The following is a 23,076-nucleotide window of genomic DNA, read 5'->3' on the forward strand; positions in this document are numbered from 1 at the left end:
CCAGCGGTGTGCCGGGAAGTCTGGTCGGCGAGCAGGGGATCGCTCTCTCTTCCGATCGGGGTACTCGGCATGGTACTGGTGGCGGTGTTCGGTGTCGCGTTGCTGGTGGCGGTGCTGTTGTCGGGCCTGGCGGCCCGCACGGTGCTGTCCACGTCCTTCCTCTTCCTGGCCGGAGGCGCGCTTGTCAGCGACGGTTTTCTCGGCCTGATCCACATCACCCCCGACAGCGAGATCGTCTCCGTGACGGCGGATCTCGCCCTGTTCGCGGTGCTGTTCACCGACGGCATGCACGTTTCGCTGCCGAAGCTGCGCGCCCACTGGAGGAACCCGGCGCGAGCTCTCGGGCTGGGCATGCCCCTCGCCTTCGTCTTCATGGCACTGGTCACCCACTTCCTGGTGGGCCTGGACTGGACGACATCGTTCCTGGTGGGCGCCGTGCTGGCGCCGACCGACCCGGTGTTCGCCTCGGCGATCGTCGGGCGCGCCGAAGTCCCTGCCAAGCTGCGGCAGTTGCTGAACGTGGAGAGCGGTGTCAACGACGGGCTCGCCCTCCCGGTCGTCCTCGTCCTGATCGCCGCCGCCGGTCCCACCGCGGGCAGCGCCGAGGCGTCGCCCGGGAAGATCGCGGTCGAGCTGCTGCTCGGCCTGACCTTCGGTGTCGTACTGCCCCTGCTGGTGGGCGGGCTGGTGCGGTTCCGGCTGCTGGGCGCGGAGGCGAAACTCCAGCCGCTGCTCCCGCTGGCGAGCGGCATCATCCTGTACGCGGCCTGCCACCTCACCCACGCCAACCCCTACCTGGCGGCGTTCTCCGCGGGCGCGGTCCTCGCCCACGTCTCACCGGAGGCGAAGGCGTCCTTCGAGCCGCTCGGCGAGGCCCTCGCGGAACTGGCGAAGTTCGCGGCGCTTCTCGTGTTCGGCGCGCTCCTGACTCCGAAGCTGTTCGGTGCCCTGTCGCTCGGCGGGTACGCGGCGGTGATCCTGGCGATCTTCCTGATCCGCCCGGCCTCGCTGCTGCTGTCCCTGCTCGGCACGGGCATCTCCCGGCGGGAGAAGCTGGTGGCGGCCTGGTTCGGCCCGAAGGGCTTCGCCTCGGTCGTCTACGGGCTGCTGGTCCTGCAGTCCGGAATCCCGCAGGCAGAACAGGCGTTCACGCTGGTCGCGGTGTGCATCGCCTTCTCGATCGTCGCCCACAGCTCGACGGACGTGTCCATCGCCCGAGCCTTCGACGTCGAGGACCTGGCAGGCATCCCGGACGGAAATAGCGACACGGACGCCCCCACGAACACCTCACCACAAGCACTCTCGGCAACCGGAGGACCGTGAACGACTGGCACAGCTGGGCGGCGATTGTCGTATTCGTCGGCGCGTACGCCCTGATCATCAGCGAGAAGATCCACCGCGTGGCCGTCGCCCTGGGCGGCGCGGGCCTGATGCTCGGGATCGGGGCCACCGACGACGTCTCGGCGTTCTACTCCGAGGATTCCGGCATCGACTGGAACGTCATCTTCCTGCTCATGGGCATGATGATGATCGTCGGCGTGCTGAAGAAGACCGGCATGTTCGAGTACTTGGCCATCTGGTCCGTGAAGAAGGCCCGCGCCCAACCGTTCCGGGTGATGGCCATGCTCGTCGTCATCACGGCGGTAGCCTCCGCTCTGCTCGACAACGTGACCACGGTGCTGCTGATCGCCCCGGTGACGCTGCTGGTCTGCGAACGCCTTGCCCTGCCCGCGGCCCCGTTCCTGATCGCCGAAGTGTTCGCCTCGAACATCGGCGGCACCGCGACCCTGGTCGGTGATCCGCCCAACATCATCATCGCCAGCCGGGCCGGGATCACCTTCAACGACTTCCTGGTCCACCTCGCCCCGCTGTCCGCGGTCCTGGTGGTGGTCCTCGTCCTGTTGTGCCGGGTGATGTTCCGCAAGACCTTCGTCTACGACGAGGACCGCGCCGCCGAGATCATGGCCCTGGAGGAGCGCGAGGCCATCAAGGACCCGCGGCTGCTGGTCCAGGGCCTGATCGTCTTGGCCCTGGTGGTCGCCGGCTTCGTGCTGCACCCGGTACTGCACTACGAGCCCAGCATCGTCGCGCTCCTCGGCGCCGGGCTGCTCGTCGCCGTCTCCACGGCCGAGACGAGCGAGGTCCTGTCCGAGGTCGAGTGGCCCACGCTCGCTTTCTTCGCGGGCCTGTTCATCATGATCGGCGGCCTGATCGACACCGGTGTGATCGACGAGGTCTCCAAGGCGCTCGCCGACGTGATCGGCACGAACGAACTCGGTGGCTCCCTGACCATGCTGGGTGCCTCCGCCGTGCTGTCCGGGGTTGTGGACAACATCCCGTACGTCGCCACCATGGCGCCCATCACCAGCGACCTGGTCCACAACATGGGCGGCGCCGGTGACCACGTCATGTGGTGGGCCCTCGCCCTCGGCGCGGACCTCGGCGGCAATGCCACCGCCATCGGCGCCTCCGCGAACGTCGTCGTCCTCGGTATCGCCGAACGCAACCGACAGCCCATCACCTTCTGGCAGTTCACCAAGTACGGGCTGATCGTTACCGCCGTCACCGTGGCCATCTCGCTCGGCTACGTGTGGCTGCGCTACTTCGCACTGGCCTGAACAGGGCCACCGCACCGACATCGGACAGAGATGACAGAGACAGAGGACAGGGAGACACACATGGGTACCCCACGCGTGAGCAGTACGCCGTTGCCAGGGATCGGTGTCCGGTACGACCTGACGACGCGTGAGCAGCGTCGTGTCTCGGTGGTCGCGCACCGGGACGGCGAGCGCACGCTGAACGCGTACCGCACGGACGACCCGGACGCCTGCGCCCTGTCGGTGCGGCTGACCGCGGGGGAGACGACGGCGCTCATCGACGCCCTGCTGCCCTCGCACCACAGCCCGAATCTGCTGTCCACGACCGAACTGGGGCTGGTCGCGGAGCGCGTCCAGCTGTCGGCGCTCTCGCACTGGAACGGCCGCGTGCTGGGGGAGACCCGGATGCGCACCGAGACCGGCGTCTCGATCGTGGCCGTACTGCGCCGGGCCGAGGCCGTGCCGTCTCCCACGCCGGACTTCCGGCTGGCCGGCGGGGACACCCTGATCGTGATCGGCACGCGCGAGGGCGTCGAGTCGGCCGCGGCGATACTCGGGCGGGAGTGAACCGGTGCATTCGTCCGCGAGGTTCCTGATCGAGTTCGGCGCGATCATCCTGGCCCTGGGACTGCTGGGCCGGTTCGCCGCGCGCTTCCAGTTCTCCCCGATACCGCTCTATCTGCTGGCCGGGCTGGCCTTCGGCGAGGGCGGGCTGCTGCCGCTGGGCACGAGCGAGGAGTTCGTCGCCATCGGCGCCGAGATCGGCGTCATCCTGCTGCTGTTGATGCTCGGCCTGGAGTACTCGGCCAGCGATCTCGTCTCCAACCTCAAGACCCAGTACACGGCCGGTCTCGTCGACGCCGCCCTCAACGCCCTGCCCGGTGCCGCCATGGCACTGCTGCTCGGCTGGGGACCGGTCGCCGCCGTGGTGCTGGCCGGGGTCACCTGGATCTCCTCCTCCGGGGTCATCGCCAAGGTCCTCGGAGACCTGGGCCGCCTCGGCAACCGCGAGACCCCCGTCATCCTCAGCGTCCTGGTCCTGGAAGACCTCTCCATGGCCGTCTACCTCCCGATCATCACCGCCCTGCTGGCCGGCACGGGCCTCGCGGCCGGCAGCCTCACCCTGGCCGTCGCCCTCGGCGCCGCGGCACTCGTCCTGCTCGTCGCGGTCCGCTACGGCCGCCACATCTCCCGTTTCGTCTCCAGTGACGACCCGGAGAAGCTGCTGCTGGTCGTCCTGGGCCTGACCCTGCTGGTCGCCGGTCTCGCCCAGCAGCTCCAGGTCTCCGCCGCCGTGGGCGCGTTCCTGGTCGGCATCGCCCTGTCCGGAGAGGCCGCGGAGGGCGCGCACAACCTCCTCTCCCCGCTGCGGGACCTGTTCGCCGCCGTGTTCTTCGTCTTCTTCGGCCTGCACACCGACCCGGCGAGCATCCCGCCGGTCCTGCTGCCCGCACTGGCCCTGGCGGTGGTCACCGCGGGCACGAAGATCGCCACGGGGTACTGGGCCGCTCGGCGCGCGGGGATCTCGGCGAAGGGCCGCTGGCGGGCGGGCGGCACGCTGGTCGCCCGGGGCGAGTTCTCCATCGTCATCGCCGGACTCGCCGTCACCTCCGGCATCGAACCCTCCCTGGGCCCCCTGGCCACGGCGTACGTGCTGATCCTGGTCATCGTCGGCCCGCTCACCGCCCGCTACACCGAGCCCCTGGCCACCCGCCTGACCGGGCGCAGGCGCGACAAGACCGCCGTTGCGGCGGACACGGGAGGCACCAGGGAGAGCACTGCCGAGGAGCCGTACGAGGTGGGCTAGGACGCAAGGAGGCCGGCGCCCTGGCCCCGTACGAGTGCGGTCCGGATCTCACTTGGGTCCGCGCGAGAGGGTGTGGCGGAGCCGCGTCTCGGACCGGGTCGGGGAGTCGCCCCGGGTGTCCCGTGCGAAGAAGCCCGCGTGCGGTCCACCAGCATGGACGTAGAAGGCCACAAGACGGAGACCGTCGAGGTCGAGCCATCCGTTCCGCCCGCGCACTGACCTGACGGAGACGCCGGAGAAGAAGGGCACCGTATGAGCAGGCTGCTGGAAGCGGTGTGTGCGCTGACCGTGGGTGTCCTCGTTGCGCTCCTTGTATGGGGTGCTGACCCTGGCGCCGTGCGGGTGGCGTGGCGGGACGGAGAGCTGAACGGTGTGACGGTCGTGTTCGTGGCGGCGTGTGCGCTGTGGCTGGTGCTGCGGCGCAGGCGTACCGGGCGTTGCTGGCCGGCATGGCCGCTTGTGGTGCTGCTGTGCGGTGCGGCTGTTGCGCTGGTCGTGGCGGCCATGGCCGGTTGACCGGCGCAGCAGGCAGGTGGGGCTTCCCGTTCTTGTGGGCGGGGAGCCCCGCTGGCGTTCTCGGGCTCGGGCTACTGTCAAGGATCTTGGTACGAGGGGCAAGGTGTCCCTGCGGCACGGCTGTTGGTCGCCGACCCGGTCCGATTCCGGGGCGCTGTGATGACAAGGCCGTCCGGAACCGGTCCCTGACGCGAGGTCAGAAGCTGTCCAACACGGTACTGGCGGCCGTCCGGGCACCCGTGGAGCACGGCTTCGCCCATCTCAAGAACTGGTGCGTCCTCGGCAAGGTACGCACCGACCCCGCCTGGTCGACTGCCCTGGTCCGGGCCCTGCTGGTCCTCACGAACCGCGAAGTCGCCCGATGACCGACGATCTTCACCAAAGTCACCGGCCGACGACCAGCGCGAGCATCCCGATTCCTACGTACACCAACCCTGTGACCAGCGACTTCAGGCTGCACGGCTCCCCATTGTCGCCCCCACCCTCTGTGATGCCGCATTTCGGTGCTTCATCGGCCGCTGCCCCTCGTCTCCTTCTGGAGGCGGCTCACTGGCTCACCGAGGGCCGGTCGAGGGTTCCGCGGAAGGCGATGTCCACGCCCTGCGCGGCTGCATGGCGGGGCGGCCGACGGCCGGTGTGCCACCCAAACCCCTGACAAATGCCGGTCACTCCTGGGCGCCGGGTGCTTGTCGGCCGTCGGCTCGGCCCCCGATATGAGTCTTGAACAGTGCAAAATCTGTTCGCCAGCGCTTCGGGAAGGTCTCGGCCCGGCCGCGCTGCCGCCACTCTCCTGAAGGTGCCTGCGTCTTACGAGACTCTGACGTGGCGGGCGCATGCTGCCGCCCCGGCCGTGTCATGCGCGACTCTGGTCTTGTTCGGCACCCGAGAGGGTGCCGCCGCGGTATGGGAAGCGGCTGCCGTGGAACAGCGCCCCGGGCCGATCCCGGGGCGCTTGGCCGTGTCCGGTCTCCCGGCACGGCGATGAGCGCACCGTGGGTCAGGCCAGTCGGGGATCGGTGTCGGCGTCCAGGCGCACGAAGGGGATGCTCCCGCCGGCCTCTCGGAAGCCAGCCTCGCTGCCGTCGCTGGGCAACCCCATGAACGTGCACAGGCGTTGGGCGGTTCGGGGGTGCCGTTGCGCGTCGCCAGCCATGATCTCGGCGCCGTCGTCCGGCGTGAGGAAGTGTGCCGTGACGGCGCTGTGGCGGTTGCCGACCTGGATGACGGTCTTCGGCTCAGCGCAGCCGCCGGGCCACTGCACGACGACGCCGCGATGCTCTTGCTGCGCTACCACGGTCATGGGGAAGGAAAATCTGTTCCCATCACGTGAGTGAGCAGCGACTTCGGCACGGTAGAAAGGACACATGCCGGAGCGAGAGACCCCAGCGGGGGCCATGGATGATGTCGACGAGGTCACCCGGGCGGTACTGACCGCATCCCGGCTGCTGGTGGCGGTCTCCGCCCGCTCGCTCGCCGCCGTCGAGGAAGGGGTGACCCTGCCCCAGTTCCGGATGCTGGTCGTGCTTTCCACCCGGGGTGCCACCAAACTGGTCGCGCTCGCCGAACTGCTCCAGGTGGCACCCTCGACCGCCATGCGCATGGTCGACCGGCTGATCGCCGCAGGTCTCGCCGACCGGCAGACCAACCCCGGCAACCGTCGCGAAACGATGTTGCAGCTCACCGAGGAGGGTCGGCGCACGGTCGAGGACGTCACCGCCCGGCGCCGTACCGAGATCGCCGCCGTCGTCGCACGGCTCCGGCCAACAGAGCGGCTGGCGCTCATCGAAGCCCTCAACGCCTTCAATGAGGCGGGCGGAGAGCCCCCTGCACCCGCCGCGGACGACCTGGAGCCGCACCCGCTCGGCTGGGTCGTGGACGGCGCGCTGGCGCACGAGGTGTGACGGTTTGCGGATGAGCCGCTCGTTTTCGAGCGGTCGGCCCTTCTCTGTGCCCGACATTTTTTGCATAACGCAAGGAAATGGCGAGCGAGGCGCTCGGCTGCCGGATTCCGGCAACGGGTGCCGGGCGGATGTGTCCGGTCAGAGGCAGGGCGGTTGCGCCACCGCGGCGGCACCATAGGCGGTCGCTGACGGACCGGGAACGACGCAGGTGGTGCACGGGTATGCGCGGATGGCGCTGGCTCAGGACTCCTGCCGAGTCGCACCTCACGGCGCACCTGCGTACGTCGGTGTGGGGCCCGCGGAGTTTTTCGGGGCGCCGCCCCGCCGGCTGGTCGGCGAAGGGCTCCTTGCGGGAGTCCTCGGTGCCGCTGCGATCACCGGTACGACGCTCTCCGGAGCCTGGACGGGGAGGTCCACCCTTGTCGGCGGTGAGGCGGGCCTCGTATGTGCCCTCGCCCTCGCCCTGTCCGTGGTGGGGGCCGGACGCGCACTGCTCGGCATCGTGGAGCTGCTCGGCATGTGCCTCGCCCTCCAGGCGCCCCAGGCTGCCGCGGGCGTAGTACTGGCGGAACGCGGACGGACGGGTGCAGCCCGCGGTGGTGACGTCGATCGAGAGCAGCCGGGCCGCGGTTGGTGGACGTGGCCGTTACCTCTGCGCGGTGGCTCGCCGGGACGGTTCGCCGCTCACGGTGCGCATCTGGCGCGGGTGCGGGCAGGCGACCCGTCCAGGAGACGCACTCACCGTCGTCTACGACCCCCAGGGGCACGTGGCCCCGCGCGGAATGGAAGCAGGCGCCGGGATGGCGGGAGCGCTGCGTGACCTGGCCCCGTGGGCCGTCTCCCTCGTGGCCGAGAGCGTGATCGCCGTCGTCCGCTCCTACCGGCTCTGCGTGCCTTCCATCGCCTTGGAGTCTCCCGGGCGGGGCGTTACCTCAGATCGTTGATCATCCGGCTGTGGGGCTGGGTATGGGCGAGGTGGTGTTGACGTTCAGGTCGGGGCGGGGGGTGAGGGCGACGAGGGGCGCGCCGGCCTGCGGCGGGGGCGGGGTGACCTGGTCCTTGGGGAGTTTGGGCGGGGTGCTCTGCTGGAAGTTGACCTGGTCGAAGTTGACCACGCCGGTCTTCTCCAGCACGGTGATGTGGTCCAGGACGGTGTCGTTGGCAAGGTCGGCTAGCGCGCGGACCATGGTGTTCGTGGTGGTGGCGCGGATCTTGGCGATGGCCGGGAAGATCTGGCCGTGGGTGACGCGCATGATGTTGGCGGCGGTGGAGTCGAACTGTGTGCCCGACTGGGCCGCCGAGGTTGCCACGAACTGCTGCTGCTGAGGGCTGGCCTGGTTGGGCAGGGTGATGTTCAGTTCGGGCGCGATCTTGCGGCACAGCTCGTCGAGGCCGGAGTGACCGACGATCAGGTGCCGGCCCGCTTCCCGCATCTCCTCCGTGGAACCCTTCTTCAGCGCCAGTTCGCCCAGGGGGTACTCCCACAGCCCGGCGGAGCGGACCTTGACGACGAAGTCGCGGTCGGCCTCGGTGAGCGGACCGTAGCGGGTGTTGGCGATGATGCGTGAGGGGTTGCCTGAGGTGTTCTGCACGCCGAGCATCGCGGGGTAGGCGAGGGCGCTGAGGGGCACGCCCAGGGCGCCGACGACGAAGACGGTTCCTGCCATGTTGCGGGAGAGGGGCATGCGGCCTCCAGGTGTGAGCGGCTCGTATGCCAGGGGGTACGGACAGGCCGGAGCATCCGATCATTGCTCTAGGTAAATTTTGCATGCTGCCGAGTGGTGTGCGTCACATGAGCGGGGTCATCCGGTGGTGGGGGAGGCGGACGGTGAGGGTGTCGCGGCAGGGTCCGCCGGGCCGGTCGGTACTCCGGCGGTCGGCAGTCCGGGAGGCACGGTGAGGGTGACCATGGGTGCCCCCGGTTGCGGCACCGGTGGTGTGACCTGGCTGGCGGGCAGCTTCGGCGGGGTCGTCTCCTGGAAGTTGACCTGGTCGAAGTTGACCAGCCCGGTCTTCTCCATCTGGGTGATGTGGTCCAGCACCACGTCGTTGGCCTGGTCGGCCAGTGCGCGCACGAGGGTGTTCTTGGTGGTGGAACGGATCTTGGCGATGGTGTTGAAGATCGAGCCGTGGGTGATGCGCAGGGTGTTGGCGAAGTCGGTGTCGAACTGCTTGCCCGTGTCCGACTGGAACGTCGCCAGGAAGCCCTGCTGTTGTGGGGTGGGCTGGTTGGGGATGGTGATGTTCAGCTCGGGGGCGATCTTCCGGCAGGAGGCGTCGAGTGCGGCGTGCCCGATGACCAGGTGTCGGCCTGCCTCGCGCACGGCCGCGGTCGTCCCCTTCTTCATGGCCAGGTCCCCGGAGGGGCCCTCCCACAGTCCGGCGGAGCGCACGAAGACCACGAAGTTGCGGTCGGCCTCGGTGAGCGGACCCCACTGGGTGTTGGCGATCACGCGCGCCGGGTTGGTCGACACGTTCTGGACGCCGAGCATGCTCGGGTAGGCCAGGGCGGCGAGCGTGACGCTCAGGGCGCCGCCCACGAAGACGGTTCCGAGCGTGCTGCGCGAGATGGGCATCGTGCCTCCTGGAGCGGACAGCGGGTACGTCGGCAGGTACGGGCCTGCAACGGAAAGAGAACCCTTGCTCCAGGTAAAGGTTGCACTATGCCAAGCTCTTGGTGGGTCCGGGAGCCATGGATGCCCGACGCCGTGACCGAAAGCAATCACCGGAGTGCTGGGGGCGGGCCGGGGAAACGGCAGCCGCGAGCGGTCGGCTACGCGGTGGCCGGGGCTGTCGAGTGCAGGGCGCGCAGCGCGCTCTGGTGGCTGAGCCAGCCGACAGGTTCGCCCTTCTCCCCCTCCAGGACCGGCACGCCCGTGCCGCTCGCGGACACCAGGTGGTGCAGGGCCGTGGCCAACGGCTCTTCGGCCGTGACGGAGGCCGGCGGTTCGGCGAGTTCGCCGACCTGTGTGGGCGCTCCGTCCGGCTGCTCGGCCAACGCCTCGGCGACCGCCTGGGCGGTGACCATGCCGAGGTAGCGTCCCGAGGCGTCCTGCACGGGCAGTGCGCCATGGCCGGAGAAACTCAACAGGTCGGCCGCGTCGCCGAGTTCGATGGTGGCGGGCAGGGCCGAGGGCAGCGGTTCCATGACGTCGGCGACCCGCTGCCCACCGAGCCGGGCGCCGGATGCGGGGCCCTCCAGATCGATGCCGCGACGGCGCAGCTTGAGCGTGTAGATCGTGTCGTGGGACAGCAGCCGGCTGGTGGCGGTGGCCAGCACGATCGCCAGCATCAGCGGCAGGATGATCGAATACTCGCCCGTCAGCTCGAAGAGGATCACCACGGCAGTGATCGGAGCCCGGGCCGCGCCGGCGAACACGGCACCCATGCCGACCAGTGCGTACGCGCCGACCGCGCCGGCGGAGTGGGGCAGCAGGTGGTGGACACCGATGCCGTACGCCGAGCCGAGCATCGCCCCGATGAACAGGCTGGGGGCGAAGACCCCGCCGGAGCCGCCGATCCCGATCGTGAGGCTGGTCGCGAGCATCTTGCCCGTCAGCAACAGGAGCAGGAAGCCGACTGGATAACCGCCCTCGGTCGCCTTCTGCAGCACGGGGTAGCCGACACCGTACATCTGCGGCAGGGCCAGCAGGAGCAGGCCGAGGGCCAGCCCGCCGGCGGCCGGGCGCAGCCATTCCGGGCCGCGCCAGACCCGGTCGCAGGCGTCCTCGATCAGATACAGGAACCGCGAGAAGCCCACCCCCACCACGGCGGCGCCGACGCCGAGCGCGGCGAACAGACCGTACTGGGCGAGGTGGTCGACGTGGAAGTCGGGGAGGCTCAGGAAGGCGGCGTTGCCGAACGCGGCCCGTCCGATGACGCTCGCGGTCACGCTGGCCAGCACGGTGGCACCGAACGCCTCCGCGGTGAAGGTGCCCAGGATCAGCTCCATGGCGAAGAACACGCCGGCCAGCGGTGCGTTGAAGGTGGCCGCGATGCCGGCCGCCGCGCCACATGCGACCAGCAGCTTCATCCGGCCCTCGGTCACGTTCGTCACCCGGCCCAGGGTGGAGCCGAGCGCCGAGCCGATCTGCACGATCGGCCCCTCCCGGCCCACCGAACCACCCGAGCCGATGCACAGAGCGGAGGCGAGAGTCTTGACGACGGCGACCTTGGGGCTGATCCGCCCGCCGCGCTGGGCGACGGCCAGCATCACCTCGGGCACCCCGTGCCCGCGTGCCTCCTTGGCGAACCGGTTCACCAGCGGCCCGTACAGCAGACCACCTACCGCCGGCGCCAGGAGTACGAAGTACGGGCCCAGCCACGGCACGTGCGGATTGCTCGCGCCGGGGGCTGCCGCGTAGTCGGCATGGCCGGAGAACAGGCGGGTGAACGTCTTGATGCACCAGCGGAAGACCACTGAGCCCGCTCCGGCTCCGGCGCCCACCACGACGGCCAGGGCCATCAGACCCCAAGGGGCGGTACGCAGTCCCGCGATCCTCGGTGTTGGCGGGAGACCCCTCGGTGCGGTGCTGGGCACGTGCTGCTCGTCCCTTGCTGCCGGAATGGCACTCATCGCTTCCCCTTCCATACCTTTGCATTATGCAAAACGAGTCAAGGGTGCACGTCACAGGGGTGAGCCGGGTGGTGCTCTGCCGGGGAACGCCGAGCGTGTAGCACCGTCCTCTCTGTGGGCGGTCAGCCCACGTCGGCGCGGGTGGGTCGGACCGTCGACCCGCACCGGAGCTGTCGGCGGCAGCCGTGTGAGGTCGCAGCGCATGGCGCGGCCTCTTCCTGGCACGCCACTCGCGTTGTCACCTCAAAATGCCCGTCGTTCAAGGGGTAGGGGCGCGTCAGGATTCCCGGTCGCCTGATGGCCTCGGGCGAGCGGCGTCAGAAGTCCGTCAAGATCGTGCGCGGCGCTGGCCGGGAGAGAGCGGCAGAGGGATTCTTGCCTCGTCGGCGCAGTGACGCGTCGCGCCCGTATGGGCGGCCTCTTCGGGCATGGGCCGCCCCTCGCTTCCGTGAGGTGGTGGATCATGCGGATCGCCCTGCGCGACCGGATCGCCCTGGCAGCCGCCCTGCTGGCTCCGTTCGTCGTCGCCCTCGCTCTGGCTCCGGTCCGCTCTCGTATGACGTCCGCGAACCTGGCGCTGATCCTCGTGGTGGTCGTCGTCGCGGTCGCCGCGCTGGGCAGCCGGACGGCCGGGGTGGTGACCGCGCTGTCGGCGGCCGCGTGGTTCGACTTCTTCCTCACCCGTCCCTACCAGCGGTTCACCATCTCCGACAGCGACGACATCATCACCACGCTCCTGCTGCTGGCGGTGGGCGTGGCCGTCTCCCAACTGGCCGCCCACGCCCGCACCTTGAAGCTGGTCACCATCACCGACGCGGGTCATCTGGCGCGGATCCACGAGACGGCGAACATGGTCCAGGCCGGAGCCTCGCCGTATGCCGTCGTGGACCAGGTACGACTGCAACTCGTCGAGATCCTGGGACTGCGTGGCTGCCGCTTCGAACACGGGACACTGCTGGGCAGGCACCCCCGTCTGGAACAGGACGGCATGCTGACCGTCGCCCGGGCCCACTGGGACCTGGACAAGGACGGCTGGCCCGGTGAGGAGATCGAACTGCGCGCCTCGGTCGGAGGCCGCTACATCGGCCGGTTCATGATGCAGCCGGAGCCAGGCACGCCGCCGCCACCTCTGCAGGCACGTCTCGTGGCCGTGAGCCTGGCCGACCATGTCGGCGCCGCGCTGGACACCGCAGGACCGGTGCTCGACCGCTGACCACCTGCACGCCCCGGCCGCCGGCAGGGTACGGCCGACGCGAGCCCGCTGTCTGTACATGGTGCTTCATCCTGGGTCTCTCGGGCAGCCTTCGAGCCGTGCTGCGGCGTGACGATCACGACCCGTCAGGCCGTCCGACCGGCGCGAGGCACCTGCCTCATGGTCCCCGTGGGCCCCAGCCCCAGGCTCCCTGTGCCGATACCGCAGAGCGGTCGGTGGCGGGCGCGGGCTGGGCACGAAGGGCTGCCGGCGATAGTGTGCAAAGAACGCGTCAAGTGATGCGAGGTGTGCCGGGAAGTCTGGTCGGCGTGAAGGGGCCGTGTGCCCGATGTCGCCGATGTCCCGGAGGCTTTGCTGCCATGGCCACTGCGCGTTCGTGCCCGCTGTTGCTGGGCGTTGTCGTCTCCCCGCGAGCGGCTGGCCGTCTCTCGCGCCTCGCGTACGGACAGAGCCGGCGGCCTGGTGCTGCCGGTCGCCGTAGCGACGGCTCGGGTACGGGGGGAACAGGTCCTTGCGCAGTGCGGATGAGCCGATACGCGACGTCCGCTTCGGTGTATCGGGCTTCCGGCTCGGCCTGGCTGCGGCCATCGGCTGGCAGGCGGATTGCTGACCGCGTTGTTTCCGGTCGCCGGAGTCGAGTTCAAACGAGAACTCGTCCTCGGGGAACCGGCCTGCCCCAGGCCGCGCGGGGTGAGCACGGCAAGGCCACTGTTCTCCTCGCCTCTCTGGCCTCCGCCCTCCTTTCGGCGCCGCTCCTGCGCGGACACGCCCGCCTCTACCCGTGCGGGCACGAGGAGGAATACACCCACGCGGAAGCTGACGGCATACCGGATGCATACGAGCAGGTACCTCCAACCTCCGCGCGGGCGGACCGGTATGACGGGAGGTCCGGCTGATGGCCGCCGACACCTCCCTCCTGGCACCCGCGATCTTGGCTGCCGCACTGGTGATCAGAGCAGCGCTCGGCGAGCTGCAGCGCCCGGGCAGCGCCCGCGAACAGTGGGCCTTTGTCGCCAACCGCCAGGCTGTGGTCGCCGGAACGACGGTGTTGGGTGCCGTCATCCTGCTCGGTTGGAACCAGGCCGGCCCCGCTTCTCTCGCCTGGGGCCTGCTCATCGGGGCGCTCACCGCTCATCTGGTCCACGGCGGCAGGCGTCGCCCATGACCATGACTAGGACCCTGGTCCTGCGCTGTCGGCACGTGGTGGCCTTGTGGCAGTCCCGACGCGTCGTTCGGACGAGGCGTCGGGTGGCCTGTCCCGGCCACGCCACGTCGGCTGCTGACGCCGTTGTGGCCTGCACCGTACGCCTTGCCTGACCCTGTCCCGCCCACCACAGGAGCCCTCGCACCCATGAATTTGCACTGGACCGGTCTCGTCTTCTTCTCGCTCACGTTGCTCCCGGCCGGGCTGGCCCTGGTCACTGGCCGGATACCCCGTCATCTGCGGTACTGGCTGGCTCCCATGCGCCCGCGTGGCTGGGCCCTTCTCGCTCTTTACTCCGTCGCCCCCCTCAACGCGATCCCGCGCCTGGCCGACGCTCCGTCGTTGATCATCCTGGTCGCTACGGCAGCCGCAGGTGTCGTGGCTGCGGTGGGCTGCACGTACGCAGCCCTTGCCCCACGCCGAACCAGGAACGCCACCACGTGACCGGCCGGCAAAGCCTGCGGCGCCTTGCCGTCTCGCTCGTCGTCTGGTGGATGCTGATCGCCGTAATCCTCTGGTCCCTGGGTGCGATGCTCGACCAACCCGCCTCACTCGCCCAGTGCACGGCCTCGTCCGCCTTTCTCGTCGCCATCGGGGAAGTCGGCGACTGGCTGCGGCGGCGTCGGCGGGCCGACTCAGCGGCATCGCCGCACGACACCAGCCGCCCGACGTGAAGACGCCGACCACGGATCCATGACGACGCCACCCACCAAAGGCGTTACTGCTCGACTCCCAGGGCCCGTACGCCTGCCAGGGGCGGTCGGCTGAGTCACCGGTGACGAGGGGCGGAGTGGTGAAGCGCGCGACGACCGCCCTGCACAGCCTGCCGAGCTTGCCCGGCTCACTGTCACCAGCCCGTCAGCAGCAGGTGATTGATGAGCAGGGCCAGCACGGCCTGTGCGGCGAGCCAGGCGCGGGGCCGGGGAAGGAACGCGCAGGCGGGGAGCAGCCACATCGCGAACGGCAGCCAGATGCGTTCCGTTTCCGCCTTGCTCATGCCGGAGAGGTCGGCGACGAGGAGGGCGAGGAGCACGGCGAACACGAGCAGGGCGAGCCTGGGTTGGGGTGCGGCGGTTCGGAAACCGCCCCGTAGGTCCCGGAGTTCGGGACGTACGGGAGCGGCGCCCGCCCGCCGCAGCCCCGCGACCGTCGCCGGTCCCACAATGAGCGCCGTGCAGGCCAGGTTCGCCCACACCCAGTAGCTGTACGGCCGGGTCCCGCCGACGCCTTCGTAGTAGCGGGTGATCAACAGGTGGTAAGCCTCCCACCAGTTGAAGCCCAGCAGCGTGAACACCAGTGGTACGACGGTGAGGCCGGCGACCACGTAGGGGAGAGGGGCGAGCCGTCGGTGGCCGAGCAGCAGTGCGGCGCCCGCGATGACCGCGAACAGCGTCAAGCCGTAGGAGAGATACGCGGTGAGGCCGAAGAGGAGCCCGGCGGCGAGGCCGGCCGTGCGTGGCCGGTGGCCGGTGACCGCGAGGGCGAGGAAGGCGACGGACCAGGCGGCGACCGCTGCGAAGTAGCCGTCGGCCGAGGTGCCCATCCAGACGGCGGCCGGGGCCAGGACCATGAACGGCGCGGCACGGCGGGCGAGTTGCTCACCGGCGAGCACGCGCACGGTGACGAGGACCGCGGTGGCGGCGGTCGCCCCGACGGTGATGCACCAGATGCCCGCCCAGGCTCCGCCGCCGAGGCCGATCCGGTCGAGGAGGACGAAGGTGACGGTGGCCGCCGGGGGATGCCCGGCGATGTGCGCGGGCCAGGGGGCGGGGGAGTGGCTGAGGATGTGGTGGGTGAAGTCGCGCAGGGTGGCGGGGATGTCGTGGAAGCGGTCGATGACCGTGAGGTATTCGTTCGTGGTCGTCAGCCGACTGGCGATGCCGCGCTGCCAGCCGTCGACCAGGGCCAGGGAGAACGTCCAGGCCATTGCGGTGCCCCAGGCGGTGAGCAGCAGCGCTCGCCAGGGCAGTCGGGCGGCGAGGCCGGGACCGTAGGCGACGACGGCGACCGCGACGGCGAGTGCCGCCGGGGTGCCGGGGCCGACGTGGGGTTCCCACTGGGCGAAGACGGGTGGCCAGGCGACGAAGAGCGAATGGTCACGGTGCTGGATGGCGGTGCCGACCAGGACGGCCACCAGGACGAGCAGGGCTGCGGCGAGGGCTGCGGCCAGGTCGCGGACGAGGTCGCGTCGGCGGTCGCCCGGAACGTCACGGGGACGGTCATCGGGACGGGTACGGGGACGGTCGCGGAGAAGATCGCGGTTCACACCGACACGCTAGGCCGAGGTGTGCCCGCCGGAGCCGCCGCTGGAGTGGACGTCAGGGTTTCGTCATGGTTTGCGAACCCGTTCGGGGGGTGTCCTCGGCCTACGGTCAGGTCATGCCACGCTCTCCCTCCTCACCCGCCTTCTGGCGCAGCCCGTTGCGCGGGCCCTGGTTCACCTCCGTACTGGGCGTCGTGCTGCTCGTCGGGATCACCGTGCTGTTCGTGACGGGTCTGGTGTCGTACGCCGCCTACAACCCGGACCTGTCGCCGGTGAACGACCAGACCCCGGACAAGGGCCTGCTCGGCTTCTACCTCTTCTCCTGGCCGACGCACCCGTCCTGGCTGTACCGCCTCACGCAGGGTGTGCACGTCACCCTCGGCATCGTGCTGATCCCGGTGCTGCTGGCGAAGCTGTGGTCGGTCGTGCCGAAGCTGTTCGCCCTGCCGCCGGCCCGCTCCCTCGCCCACGCGCTGGAACGGCTCTCGCTGCTGCTCCTCGTGGGCGGCGGCCTGTTCGAGTTCACCACCGGCGTCCTCAACGTCCAGCTCGACTACCTCTTCCCCGGCTCCTTCTACCCCCTGCACTTCTACGGCGCCTGGGTCTTCTTCGCCGCCTTCCTCGCGCACGCCGTCCTGAAGACACCCCTGGCCCTGCGCAACCTGCGCCACCTCCGAGACGAAACCCCTGCCGAGACCTCTGTCGAGGAAGGGGAGTTGGTGTCCCCGAACCCCGCCGACCCCACCGTCTCGCGCCGTGGCGCCCTCGGTGTGGTGGGCGGCGGATCGCTGCTCCTGCTCGCCACGACGGCGGGCCGCAGCTTCGACGGACCCTTGCGGGAGACGGCCGTCCTCGCACCGCACGGCGGGCCCGAACCGGGCGGCGGTCCAGGCGGGTTCCAGATCAACAAGACGGCCGCCTACGCGGGCATCAGCCCGACGGAGACCGGAGAGGAAGCGTGGCGGCTGGTCGTGACCGGGCGCGCCGGCCGTAGCGTACGGCTCGCCCGCCCCCAGCTCCTCCAACTCGCCCTCCACAGCTCGGCGTTGCCCATCGCCTGTGTGGAGGGCTGGTCGACCTCGGACCAGTGGTGGCGGGGTGTACGACTGCGGGATCTGGCCGCCCTGGTCGGACACGACGATCCCGTCGACGTGCTCGTGGAGTCGCTGCAACGCCACGGGGCGTTCCGGCGCGCGGCCCTGCGCGCCAACCAGGTCGCCGACCCGCGTTCCCTCCTCGCCCTGTTCGTCAACGGCGAGGACCTCACCCCCGACCACGGCTACCCGGCGCGCGTCATCGTCCCTGCGGCGCCCGGCGTGCTCAACACCAAGTGGGTGGCCCGGATGACGTTCGGAGACCTGTGATGCGCATTCCGTTCAGGCGGCCGGTCCTCGGCAGCCCGCTGCAGATCCTTCTGCTCGCCTGCTCGTTCGCGCTCGCCGGGTATGCGGGGGTGCGGTTGCTCGCGGACGACTGGTTCGGGGTGGCGCTGTGGTTCGTGGGCGCGGCGCTGGTGCACGACCTGGTGCTGGTGCCGTTGTACGCGGGGGCCGACCGGGCCCTGGCAGGAGCGCTGGGCGCGGCCGGCCGCCGGAAGTGGACGCTCTACGTCCGGGTCCCGGCGATGCTCTCCGGCCTCCTGCTGCTGGTGTGGTTCCCGTTGATCAGCGGGCAGGTCGCGGACCACTACAGGTCCGCCACCGGCCTGTCCGGCGACGGGTTCCTGGCCCGCTGGCTGCTGGTCACGGCGGTGCTGTTCGGGGCCTCGGCCGCGCTGCTCGTCCTGCGGTTGCGCAAGGCGAGGAAGGAGCGACTGCCCGCCATCCACTGACCGTCCGGGCGCCACCCCGCCCGGCGGGCGTGGCGCAGCAGGGCAGGGGTGCCCAGACGGGCCCACGGGAAGTCCGTGCCGGAGGCGCCACGCCCGTCGGCGACGTGCACCTGCACGCGCTCGTCGACATCGACCGGCGCGGTCTCGGCGATCAACAGCCCCTCCCAGGTGAGGAGTTGGGACATTCGGAGCAGCAGGGCGTGGGGGTTGCCACCGATGCCGACGTTGCCGTCGATGAGGAGGGCGGTGTCCCAGCGGCCCTCGCCCGGGACGGGCTCGAAGACGGACCGGCGCAGTGCCTGTCCGCCGAGGCGGACGGTGTGTGCGACGGCGGCCTCGCTGACGTCGATACCCAGCGCTCGCCGCCCCTGTGCGGCGAGCGCCGTCACCAGCCGCCCGGGTCCGCATCCCACGTCGAGTACGGCCCCCTCGCACCGCCCCAGCACCTCCCGGTCCGCCGCACCGGCCTCGGCGCACCAGCGCTCGACCTCCAGGGGCAGCAGCCAGCCGTCGCTGCGGCGGAGGTAGAGGGGGCCGCGGCCGGTGCGCAGCGCATCGGTGTACGGGTCGGCGGACCAGGGGCGTGCCGTGACGTCGAGCGACGCGGAGGACAGCCGCCCGGCGGCCGGCGCCGACCACTCGCCGAGGTCGCCCTTCGGGTGACTCGTGACGCTCGACGGATGGGGGTTCATGAGGGCGGTTGCCGGGCTCCCCTTCGCTGTTGGCGCGGGGCGCTCCGGCTCGTGCGCCGCGCTCACCGGGCGACTGCCGTTTTCAGCCGCGCGAGTTCCCCGGCGAATCGCCCCTCCGGAACCTCGGCGGCGACGAGTTCGGCGTCGTAGGCCGTGTCGACGTCGCGCAGACTCGGCAGGTCGTGGACGCGCAGTCCCGCGGTGGTCAGCCGGGCGCGTTGCACGGCGCCGGTGGTGGGCGTCGACATCGGTACGCCGCGCAGGAGTGCCGGGTCGGGGTCGGCGAGGCCCAGGGCCCAGAAGCCGCCGTCCTCGGCTGGCCCGAAGTACGCGTCGCAGTCGGCGAAGTCCACGGTGAGGAGCTCGGGCGTCACCTGCGGGGTGTCCATGCCGATGAGCAGTGCGGGCCCGTCGCAGCCGGCGAAGGCGGCGGCCAGCCGCTCGTCGAGTCCGCCGCCGCACTGCGGCACGACATCGAAGCCCGGCGGCAGCCAGGGACCGGGCGTTCCGTCGAGCACCAGCACCCGCCGCCGTGCGGGCGTCGCCAGCACCACGTGCAGGGTGTCGACGAGCGACGCCTCGGCGAGCGCGGCGGCCTCCTCGGGCGTGAACGGCGGAGTCAGCCGGGTCTTCACCCGTCCCGGCAGCGGTTCCTTGGCGATGACAAGAAGAGTGGTCACAGGGAGTTCGCTCCTTGCGGTGCGGAGAAGGAGCCGGTGGCCGACACGCCCCCGGGGGCCGGGGGTTCGGCAAGGACACGGCGCATGTCCCGCACCGCCTGCCAGGTGCCGCGCCAGGTCCCGGTGACCTTGGAGGCGCCGGTGCGCGGCAGATACGGCACGTCGTGCTCGGCGACGCGCAGACCGGCGTCCGCAGCGCGGACGACCATCTGGAGCGGGTAGCCGCTGCGACGGTCCGTCAGGCCGAGGGCGAGCAGATCCGCGCGGCGGGCGGCACGGAGCGGCCCGAGGTCATGCAGGCGCAGTCCGGTACGGCGGCGCAACATCCCCGCGAGCGCGAGGTTGCCCACCCGGGCGTGCGCGGGCCAGGCGCCTCGCCCCTGCGGCCGGCGCCGCCCGAGCACCAGGTCGGCCTCGCCGTCCCGTACTTGGCGTACGAAGGGCACCAGCAGGGACGGGTCGAGCGAGGCGTCGCAGTCGCAGAAGCACACGATGTCCGCGCTGGCGGCCATCAGCCCGGCGTGGCAGGCGGCACCGAAACCGCGCCGCTCCTCGTGCACGACGGTGGCGCCGAGGCTGCGGGCCAGTTCCGCCGAACCGTCCGTGGATCCGTTGTCCACGACGAGCGCGCGCCAGCCGGCCGGGATGCGGGCCAGGACCCAGGGCAGGGCCTTGGCCTCGTTCAGACAGGGGAGGATCACGTCGACGGGCGCCGTGTCCGGTTCCGTTGCGGGGGAGGTCGTCACGGCTTTCACCCTACGGGCGGGAATCGGTCATATCGGGCTTCGGGTCCTTACGAAACGCGGACGTCGAGGCAGGAAAACGGGTGGCGGGCGCGGCTGGTGGGACGCTGGACGACATGCAGCAGCCGAACGAATCGCCAGGAGTCGTACGCGTCCTGAGCAGGCCCCGGGACACGATGCGCGTCCTCGTCGTGGACGACGATCCGACCGTCGCCGAGGTCGTCTCCGGGTATCTCGACCGTGCCGGATACGTCGTGGACCGCGCCGAGGATGGGCCGGAGGCTCTCGCCCGGGCCGCCGCACACTGGCCCGACCTGGTGGTGCTCGACCTGATGCTGCCGGGTATCGACGGCCTTGAAGTGTGCCGCCGGTTGCGCGGGCACGGGCCCGTGCCGGTCATCATGCTCACCGCGCGCGGCGACGAGGACGACCGGATCCTGGGCCTGGAGGTCGGCGCCGACGACTACGTCACCAAGCCGTTCAGCCCCCGGGAACTGGTCCTGCGCGTCGAGTCGGTGCTACGGCGCACTCGGCCCGCGACCGCCGCACGCACCCTGCGATCGGCCGGACTCACCGCCGACCCGGCCGGCCGCCGCGCCACCAAGAACGGTTCTGAACTCTCCCTAACGGTAAGGGAGTTCGACCTTCTCACCTTCTTCCTGCGGCACCCTGGGCGGGTGTTCAGCCGGGAGGACTTGATGCGGGAGGTGTGGGGGTGGGACTTCGGTGATCTGTCGACTGTCACCGTGCATGTGCGGCGGCTACGCGCCAAGGTCGAGGACGATCCCGGGCGGCCACGGCTCATCCACACGGTGTGGGGCGTCGGATACCGCTTCGAGTCCACCGGCACAGTCGGCACCGGGGAGGGCTGATCATGCGCGACATAGTGCTCATCGCCCTGTTCGCCTTTCTCGGTGCTGCTGGGGCCGGGGTGCTGGGTGCGGGCGCGTTGTGGCTGTTGCGCCGGCGTTCGCTCACCGCGTCCGTGTCCGTGGTCGCCGCGGTCGCGGTGACGGCGATGCTCGCCGGCACACTGGCCGTGGCAGAGGCGATGTTCCTGTCCGCGCATGATCTGACGGTCGTCACCACCGTCGTCGCCATGGCGGCCGTGGTCTCCCTGGCCACGGCCCTGCTGCTGGGCCGCTGGGTCGTCGCCCGCAGCCGTGAACTCGCCCTCGCCGCCCGTGACTTCGGCGACGGCGGCGACTTCTTCGCCCCGGGCCGTCCGGCCACCGCCGAACTCGCCGACGTCAGCCGTGAGTTGGCCGCCACCAGCGCCAAGCTCGCCGAATCCCGCGACCGCGAGCGGGCGTTGGAGTCGTCACGGCGTGAACTCGTCGCCTGGATCTCGCACGACCTGCGCACCCCGCTGGCCGGCCTGCGCGCGATGTCCGAGGCCCTGGAGGACGGCGTCGCCGCCGACCCCGCCCGCTATCTGCGCCAGATCCGTACCGAGGTCGAGCGCCTCAACGGCATGGTCGGCGACCTCTTCGAACTCTCCCGCATCCACGCCGGGACGCTCACTCTCTCCCCTTCGCGGATGTCCCTGTACGACCTGATCGGCGATGCCCTCGCGGGAGCCGATCCGCTCGCGCGGGAGCACGGTGTATGGCTGGTCGGCGACTGGATCGAGCCGGTGCCGGTCGAGGTGGACGGCAAGGAGATGAGCCGGGTACTGGGGAACCTGCTGGTCAATGCCATCCGCCGGACACCGGCCGACGGCACGGTGGCCGTCGCCGCCGAACGGTGCGCCGAGGGTGTCGTGCTGTCCGTGACGGACGGCTGCGGCGGTATCCCGGAGGAGGATCTGCCGCGTGTCTTCGACACCGGGTGGCGCGGCACGCACGCGCGGACCCCGCCGGCCGGGGCCGGGCTGGGCCTCGCCATCGTGCGCGGCATCGTGGAGGCGCATCAAGGGCGGGCCGCCGTACGGAACGTGTCCGGCGGCTGCCGCTTCGAGGTGACCCTGCCCATGGCCGAGGCGTGAACGCCGGAGGCGTCCTCGGCCGGCTACTGCTCCCCGCGCAGCTTCGACGTCGCGAACTCGCGCATCCCCTCTGCGAATTCGACCTCGGCCTTCCATCCCAGCTCGGCCCGCAGCCGTGACGAGTCCGCCGTGATGTGGCGGACATCCCCCAGCCGGTACTCCCCGGTCACCACAGGGGCGGGCCCGCCGTACGCGGCGGCCAGCGCCCGCGCCATCTCGCCGACCGTGTGCGGGTCCCCGCTGCCGGTGTTGTACGCGGTCAGTGCCCCCTCCCGGGGCTCGGACTCCAGCGCCGCCACGTTGGCCGCGGCCACATCCCGTACGTGCACGAAGTCCCGCCGCTGTCCGCCGTCCTCGAAGACGCGCGGCGATTCACCACGCGCGAGCGCGGAACGGAAGAAGGAGGCGACCCCCGCGTACGGGGTGTCGCGCGGCATCCGCGGGCCGTACACGTTGTGGTAGCGCAGCGACACGGCCGAACCGCCGGTGGAGCGCGCCCAAGCCGCCGCCAGATGTTCCTGGGCCAGCTTGGTGGTCGCGTACACGTTCCGGGGGTCGACGGGCGCGTCCTCGCTCACCAGCCCTGGCGCCAACTCCGCACCGCAGCGCGGACACCGGGGCTCGAAACGCCCCGCGTCCAGATCGGCCACGGACCGGGGCCCGGGCCGCACCGGGCCGTGCTCCTCGCAGGCGTAGGCGCCCTCGCCGTAGACGACCATCGACCCGGCGAGCACGAGCCGCCGCACCCCCGCGTCGGCCATGGCGGTGAGCAGCACCGCCGTACCGAGGTCGTTGTGCGACACGTAGTCGGCCGCGTCGCCGAACCTCGTCCCCAGTCCCACCATCGCCGCCTGATGACACACCGCGTCCACATCCGGCAGCGCGGACGCGACCGCCTGGGGATTGCGCACGTCGTGGCCGTCGCGCAGGTCGAAGACGACCGCTTCGTGGCCGCGTGCGGTCAGTGCCTCGACGACATGGGACCCGATGAACCCGGCACCGCCGGTGACCAGTACTCGCATGCGCCCGACGCTAGGACCGTAGACCCGCCACGCGGCATCACCAC

At 70.7% G+C, this 23,076-nt stretch carries 22 protein-coding genes and 2 pseudogenes; 15 read left to right on the top strand and 9 right to left on the bottom strand.

All coding sequences use genetic code 11. From position 1 onward, the window contains the following. The first annotated feature begins 69 nt into the window (after window positions 1–69). The 6 genes and pseudogenes from OG496_RS43245 to OG496_RS43270 form a co-directional block, all read left to right on the top strand. Window positions 70–1,323 (top strand): cation:proton antiporter, encoded by a 1,254-nt coding sequence (locus OG496_RS43245; RefSeq protein WP_405974741.1) that lies wholly within the window; start codon window positions 70–72, stop codon window positions 1,321–1,323. Continuing rightward, window positions 1,320–2,618 carry an SLC13 family permease gene (locus OG496_RS43250; RefSeq protein WP_405974742.1) on the top strand — a complete coding sequence of 433 codons (1,299 nt, stop codon included), beginning with the start codon at window positions 1,320–1,322 and terminating at the stop codon, window positions 2,616–2,618. Before OG496_RS43245 ends, OG496_RS43250 begins: the two co-directional genes overlap by 4 nt. 60 nt (window positions 2,619–2,678) lie before the next feature. Then, window positions 2,679–3,164, top strand: coding sequence for a cation:proton antiporter regulatory subunit (locus OG496_RS43255; protein WP_405969972.1), 486 nt, complete (start codon window positions 2,679–2,681; stop codon window positions 3,162–3,164). Between the two features lie 4 nt (window positions 3,165–3,168). Further along, window positions 3,169–4,404, top strand: a complete 1,236-nt coding sequence (locus OG496_RS43260) for a cation:proton antiporter (RefSeq protein ID WP_405974743.1) — start codon at window positions 3,169–3,171, stop codon at window positions 4,402–4,404. A gap of 252 nt (window positions 4,405–4,656) precedes the next feature. Continuing rightward, window positions 4,657–4,920 carry a hypothetical protein gene (locus OG496_RS43265; RefSeq protein ID WP_405974744.1) on the top strand — a complete coding sequence of 88 codons (264 nt, stop codon included), beginning with the start codon at window positions 4,657–4,659 and terminating at the stop codon, window positions 4,918–4,920. Between the two features lie 164 nt (window positions 4,921–5,084). Beyond that, a pseudogene (locus OG496_RS43270) lies at window positions 5,085–5,285 on the top strand (transposase family protein); the annotation flags it as partial. Between the two features lie 632 nt (window positions 5,286–5,917). On the opposite strand, the pseudogene OG496_RS43275 reads toward OG496_RS43270, so the two are convergent. Next, window positions 5,918–6,160: pseudogene (locus OG496_RS43275) on the bottom strand (nitroreductase family deazaflavin-dependent oxidoreductase); the annotation flags it as partial. A 124-nt stretch (window positions 6,161–6,284) separates the two neighbouring features. Here OG496_RS43275 and OG496_RS43280 point away from each other — a divergent pair. Together OG496_RS43280 and OG496_RS43285 are read left to right on the top strand one after the other, a co-directional pair. Beyond that, window positions 6,285–6,821: a MarR family winged helix-turn-helix transcriptional regulator gene (locus OG496_RS43280; RefSeq protein WP_405974745.1), complete on the top strand. Its 537-nt coding sequence runs from the start codon at window positions 6,285–6,287 to the stop codon at window positions 6,819–6,821. 599 nt (window positions 6,822–7,420) lie between these two features. Next, a complete protein-coding gene (locus tag OG496_RS43285; RefSeq protein ID WP_405974746.1) occupies window positions 7,421–7,765 on the top strand; it encodes a hypothetical protein in 345 nt (114 codons plus the stop codon). Here the strand turns inward: OG496_RS43285 and OG496_RS43290 are convergent, their stop codons facing one another. The 3 genes from OG496_RS43290 to OG496_RS43300 form a co-directional block, all read right to left on the bottom strand. Continuing rightward, window positions 7,766–8,506 carry a DUF4142 domain-containing protein gene (locus OG496_RS43290; protein WP_405974747.1) on the bottom strand — a complete coding sequence of 247 codons (741 nt, stop codon included), beginning with the start codon at window positions 8,504–8,506 and terminating at the stop codon, window positions 7,766–7,768. A 117-nt stretch (window positions 8,507–8,623) separates the two neighbouring features. Further along, a complete protein-coding gene (locus OG496_RS43295) occupies window positions 8,624–9,397 on the bottom strand; it encodes a DUF4142 domain-containing protein (protein WP_405974748.1) in 774 nt (257 codons plus the stop codon). Window positions 9,398–9,594: 197 nt separating this feature from the next. Then, window positions 9,595–11,286, bottom strand: a complete 1,692-nt coding sequence (locus tag OG496_RS43300; protein WP_405976821.1) for a chloride channel protein — start codon at window positions 11,284–11,286, stop codon at window positions 9,595–9,597. A 574-nt stretch (window positions 11,287–11,860) separates the two neighbouring features. Between OG496_RS43300 and OG496_RS43305 the strand changes: the two genes are divergently transcribed. The 4 genes from OG496_RS43305 to OG496_RS43320 all read left to right on the top strand — a co-directional run bounded on the left by OG496_RS43305 (window position 11,861) and on the right by OG496_RS43320 (window position 14,488). Further along, entirely contained in the window at window positions 11,861–12,610 is a 750-nt protein-coding gene (locus OG496_RS43305) for a DUF4118 domain-containing protein (RefSeq protein ID WP_405974749.1), read from the top strand. An 895-nt stretch (window positions 12,611–13,505) separates the two neighbouring features. Then, window positions 13,506–13,775, top strand: a complete 270-nt coding sequence (locus tag OG496_RS43310; RefSeq protein WP_329552174.1) for a hypothetical protein — start codon at window positions 13,506–13,508, stop codon at window positions 13,773–13,775. Between the two features lie 186 nt (window positions 13,776–13,961). Then, window positions 13,962–14,258 (top strand): hypothetical protein, encoded by a 297-nt coding sequence (locus OG496_RS43315; protein ID WP_329552173.1) that lies wholly within the window; start codon window positions 13,962–13,964, stop codon window positions 14,256–14,258. After that, window positions 14,255–14,488: a hypothetical protein gene (locus OG496_RS43320; protein ID WP_019070523.1), complete on the top strand. Its 234-nt coding sequence runs from the start codon at window positions 14,255–14,257 to the stop codon at window positions 14,486–14,488. The genes OG496_RS43315 and OG496_RS43320 overlap by 4 nt, the downstream gene beginning before the upstream one ends. Before the next feature lie 173 nt (window positions 14,489–14,661). On the opposite strand, the gene OG496_RS43325 is transcribed toward OG496_RS43320, so the two are convergent. Then, window positions 14,662–16,080, bottom strand: a complete 1,419-nt coding sequence (locus OG496_RS43325; protein WP_405974750.1) for a hypothetical protein — start codon at window positions 16,078–16,080, stop codon at window positions 14,662–14,664. A 113-nt stretch (window positions 16,081–16,193) separates the two neighbouring features. On the opposite strand from OG496_RS43325, the gene OG496_RS43330 reads away from it, so the two are divergent. Then, window positions 16,194–17,441: a molybdopterin-dependent oxidoreductase gene (locus OG496_RS43330; RefSeq protein WP_405974751.1), complete on the top strand. Its 1,248-nt coding sequence runs from the start codon at window positions 16,194–16,196 to the stop codon at window positions 17,439–17,441. Between the two features lie 322 nt (window positions 17,442–17,763). Here the strand turns inward: OG496_RS43330 and OG496_RS43335 are convergent, their stop codons facing one another. The 3 genes from OG496_RS43335 to OG496_RS43345 form a co-directional block, all read right to left on the bottom strand. Beyond that, on the bottom strand, window positions 17,764–18,600 hold the full coding sequence (locus OG496_RS43335; protein WP_405974752.1) for a class I SAM-dependent methyltransferase: 837 nt from the start codon (window positions 18,598–18,600) through the stop codon (window positions 17,764–17,766). Between the two features lie 62 nt (window positions 18,601–18,662). Further along, complete coding sequence (locus OG496_RS43340) at window positions 18,663–19,280, bottom strand: DUF2064 domain-containing protein (RefSeq protein WP_405974753.1); 618 nt, start codon at window positions 19,278–19,280, stop codon at window positions 18,663–18,665. Further along, window positions 19,277–20,035 (bottom strand): glycosyltransferase family 2 protein, encoded by a 759-nt coding sequence (locus OG496_RS43345; protein ID WP_405974754.1) that lies wholly within the window; start codon window positions 20,033–20,035, stop codon window positions 19,277–19,279. Before OG496_RS43345 ends, OG496_RS43340 begins: the two co-directional genes overlap by 4 nt. Before the next feature lie 104 nt (window positions 20,036–20,139). Here OG496_RS43345 and OG496_RS43350 point away from each other — a divergent pair, with 104 nt between their 5' ends. Continuing rightward, entirely contained in the window at window positions 20,140–20,895 is a 756-nt protein-coding gene (locus OG496_RS43350; RefSeq protein ID WP_405974755.1) for a response regulator transcription factor, read from the top strand. A gap of 2 nt (window positions 20,896–20,897) precedes the next feature. Beyond that, window positions 20,898–22,010, top strand: coding sequence for a HAMP domain-containing sensor histidine kinase (locus OG496_RS43355; protein WP_329552168.1), 1,113 nt, complete (start codon window positions 20,898–20,900; stop codon window positions 22,008–22,010). A gap of 23 nt (window positions 22,011–22,033) precedes the next feature. On the opposite strand, the gene OG496_RS43360 is transcribed toward OG496_RS43355, so the two are convergent. After that, complete coding sequence (locus OG496_RS43360) at window positions 22,034–23,032, bottom strand: NAD-dependent epimerase/dehydratase family protein (RefSeq protein WP_329552167.1); 999 nt, start codon at window positions 23,030–23,032, stop codon at window positions 22,034–22,036. Window positions 23,033–23,076: the final 44 nt, after the last annotated feature.

The sequence above is a fragment of the Streptomyces sp. NBC_00988 genome, from assembly GCF_045162645.1.
GTDB lineage: Bacteria > Actinomycetota > Actinomycetes > Streptomycetales > Streptomycetaceae > Streptomyces.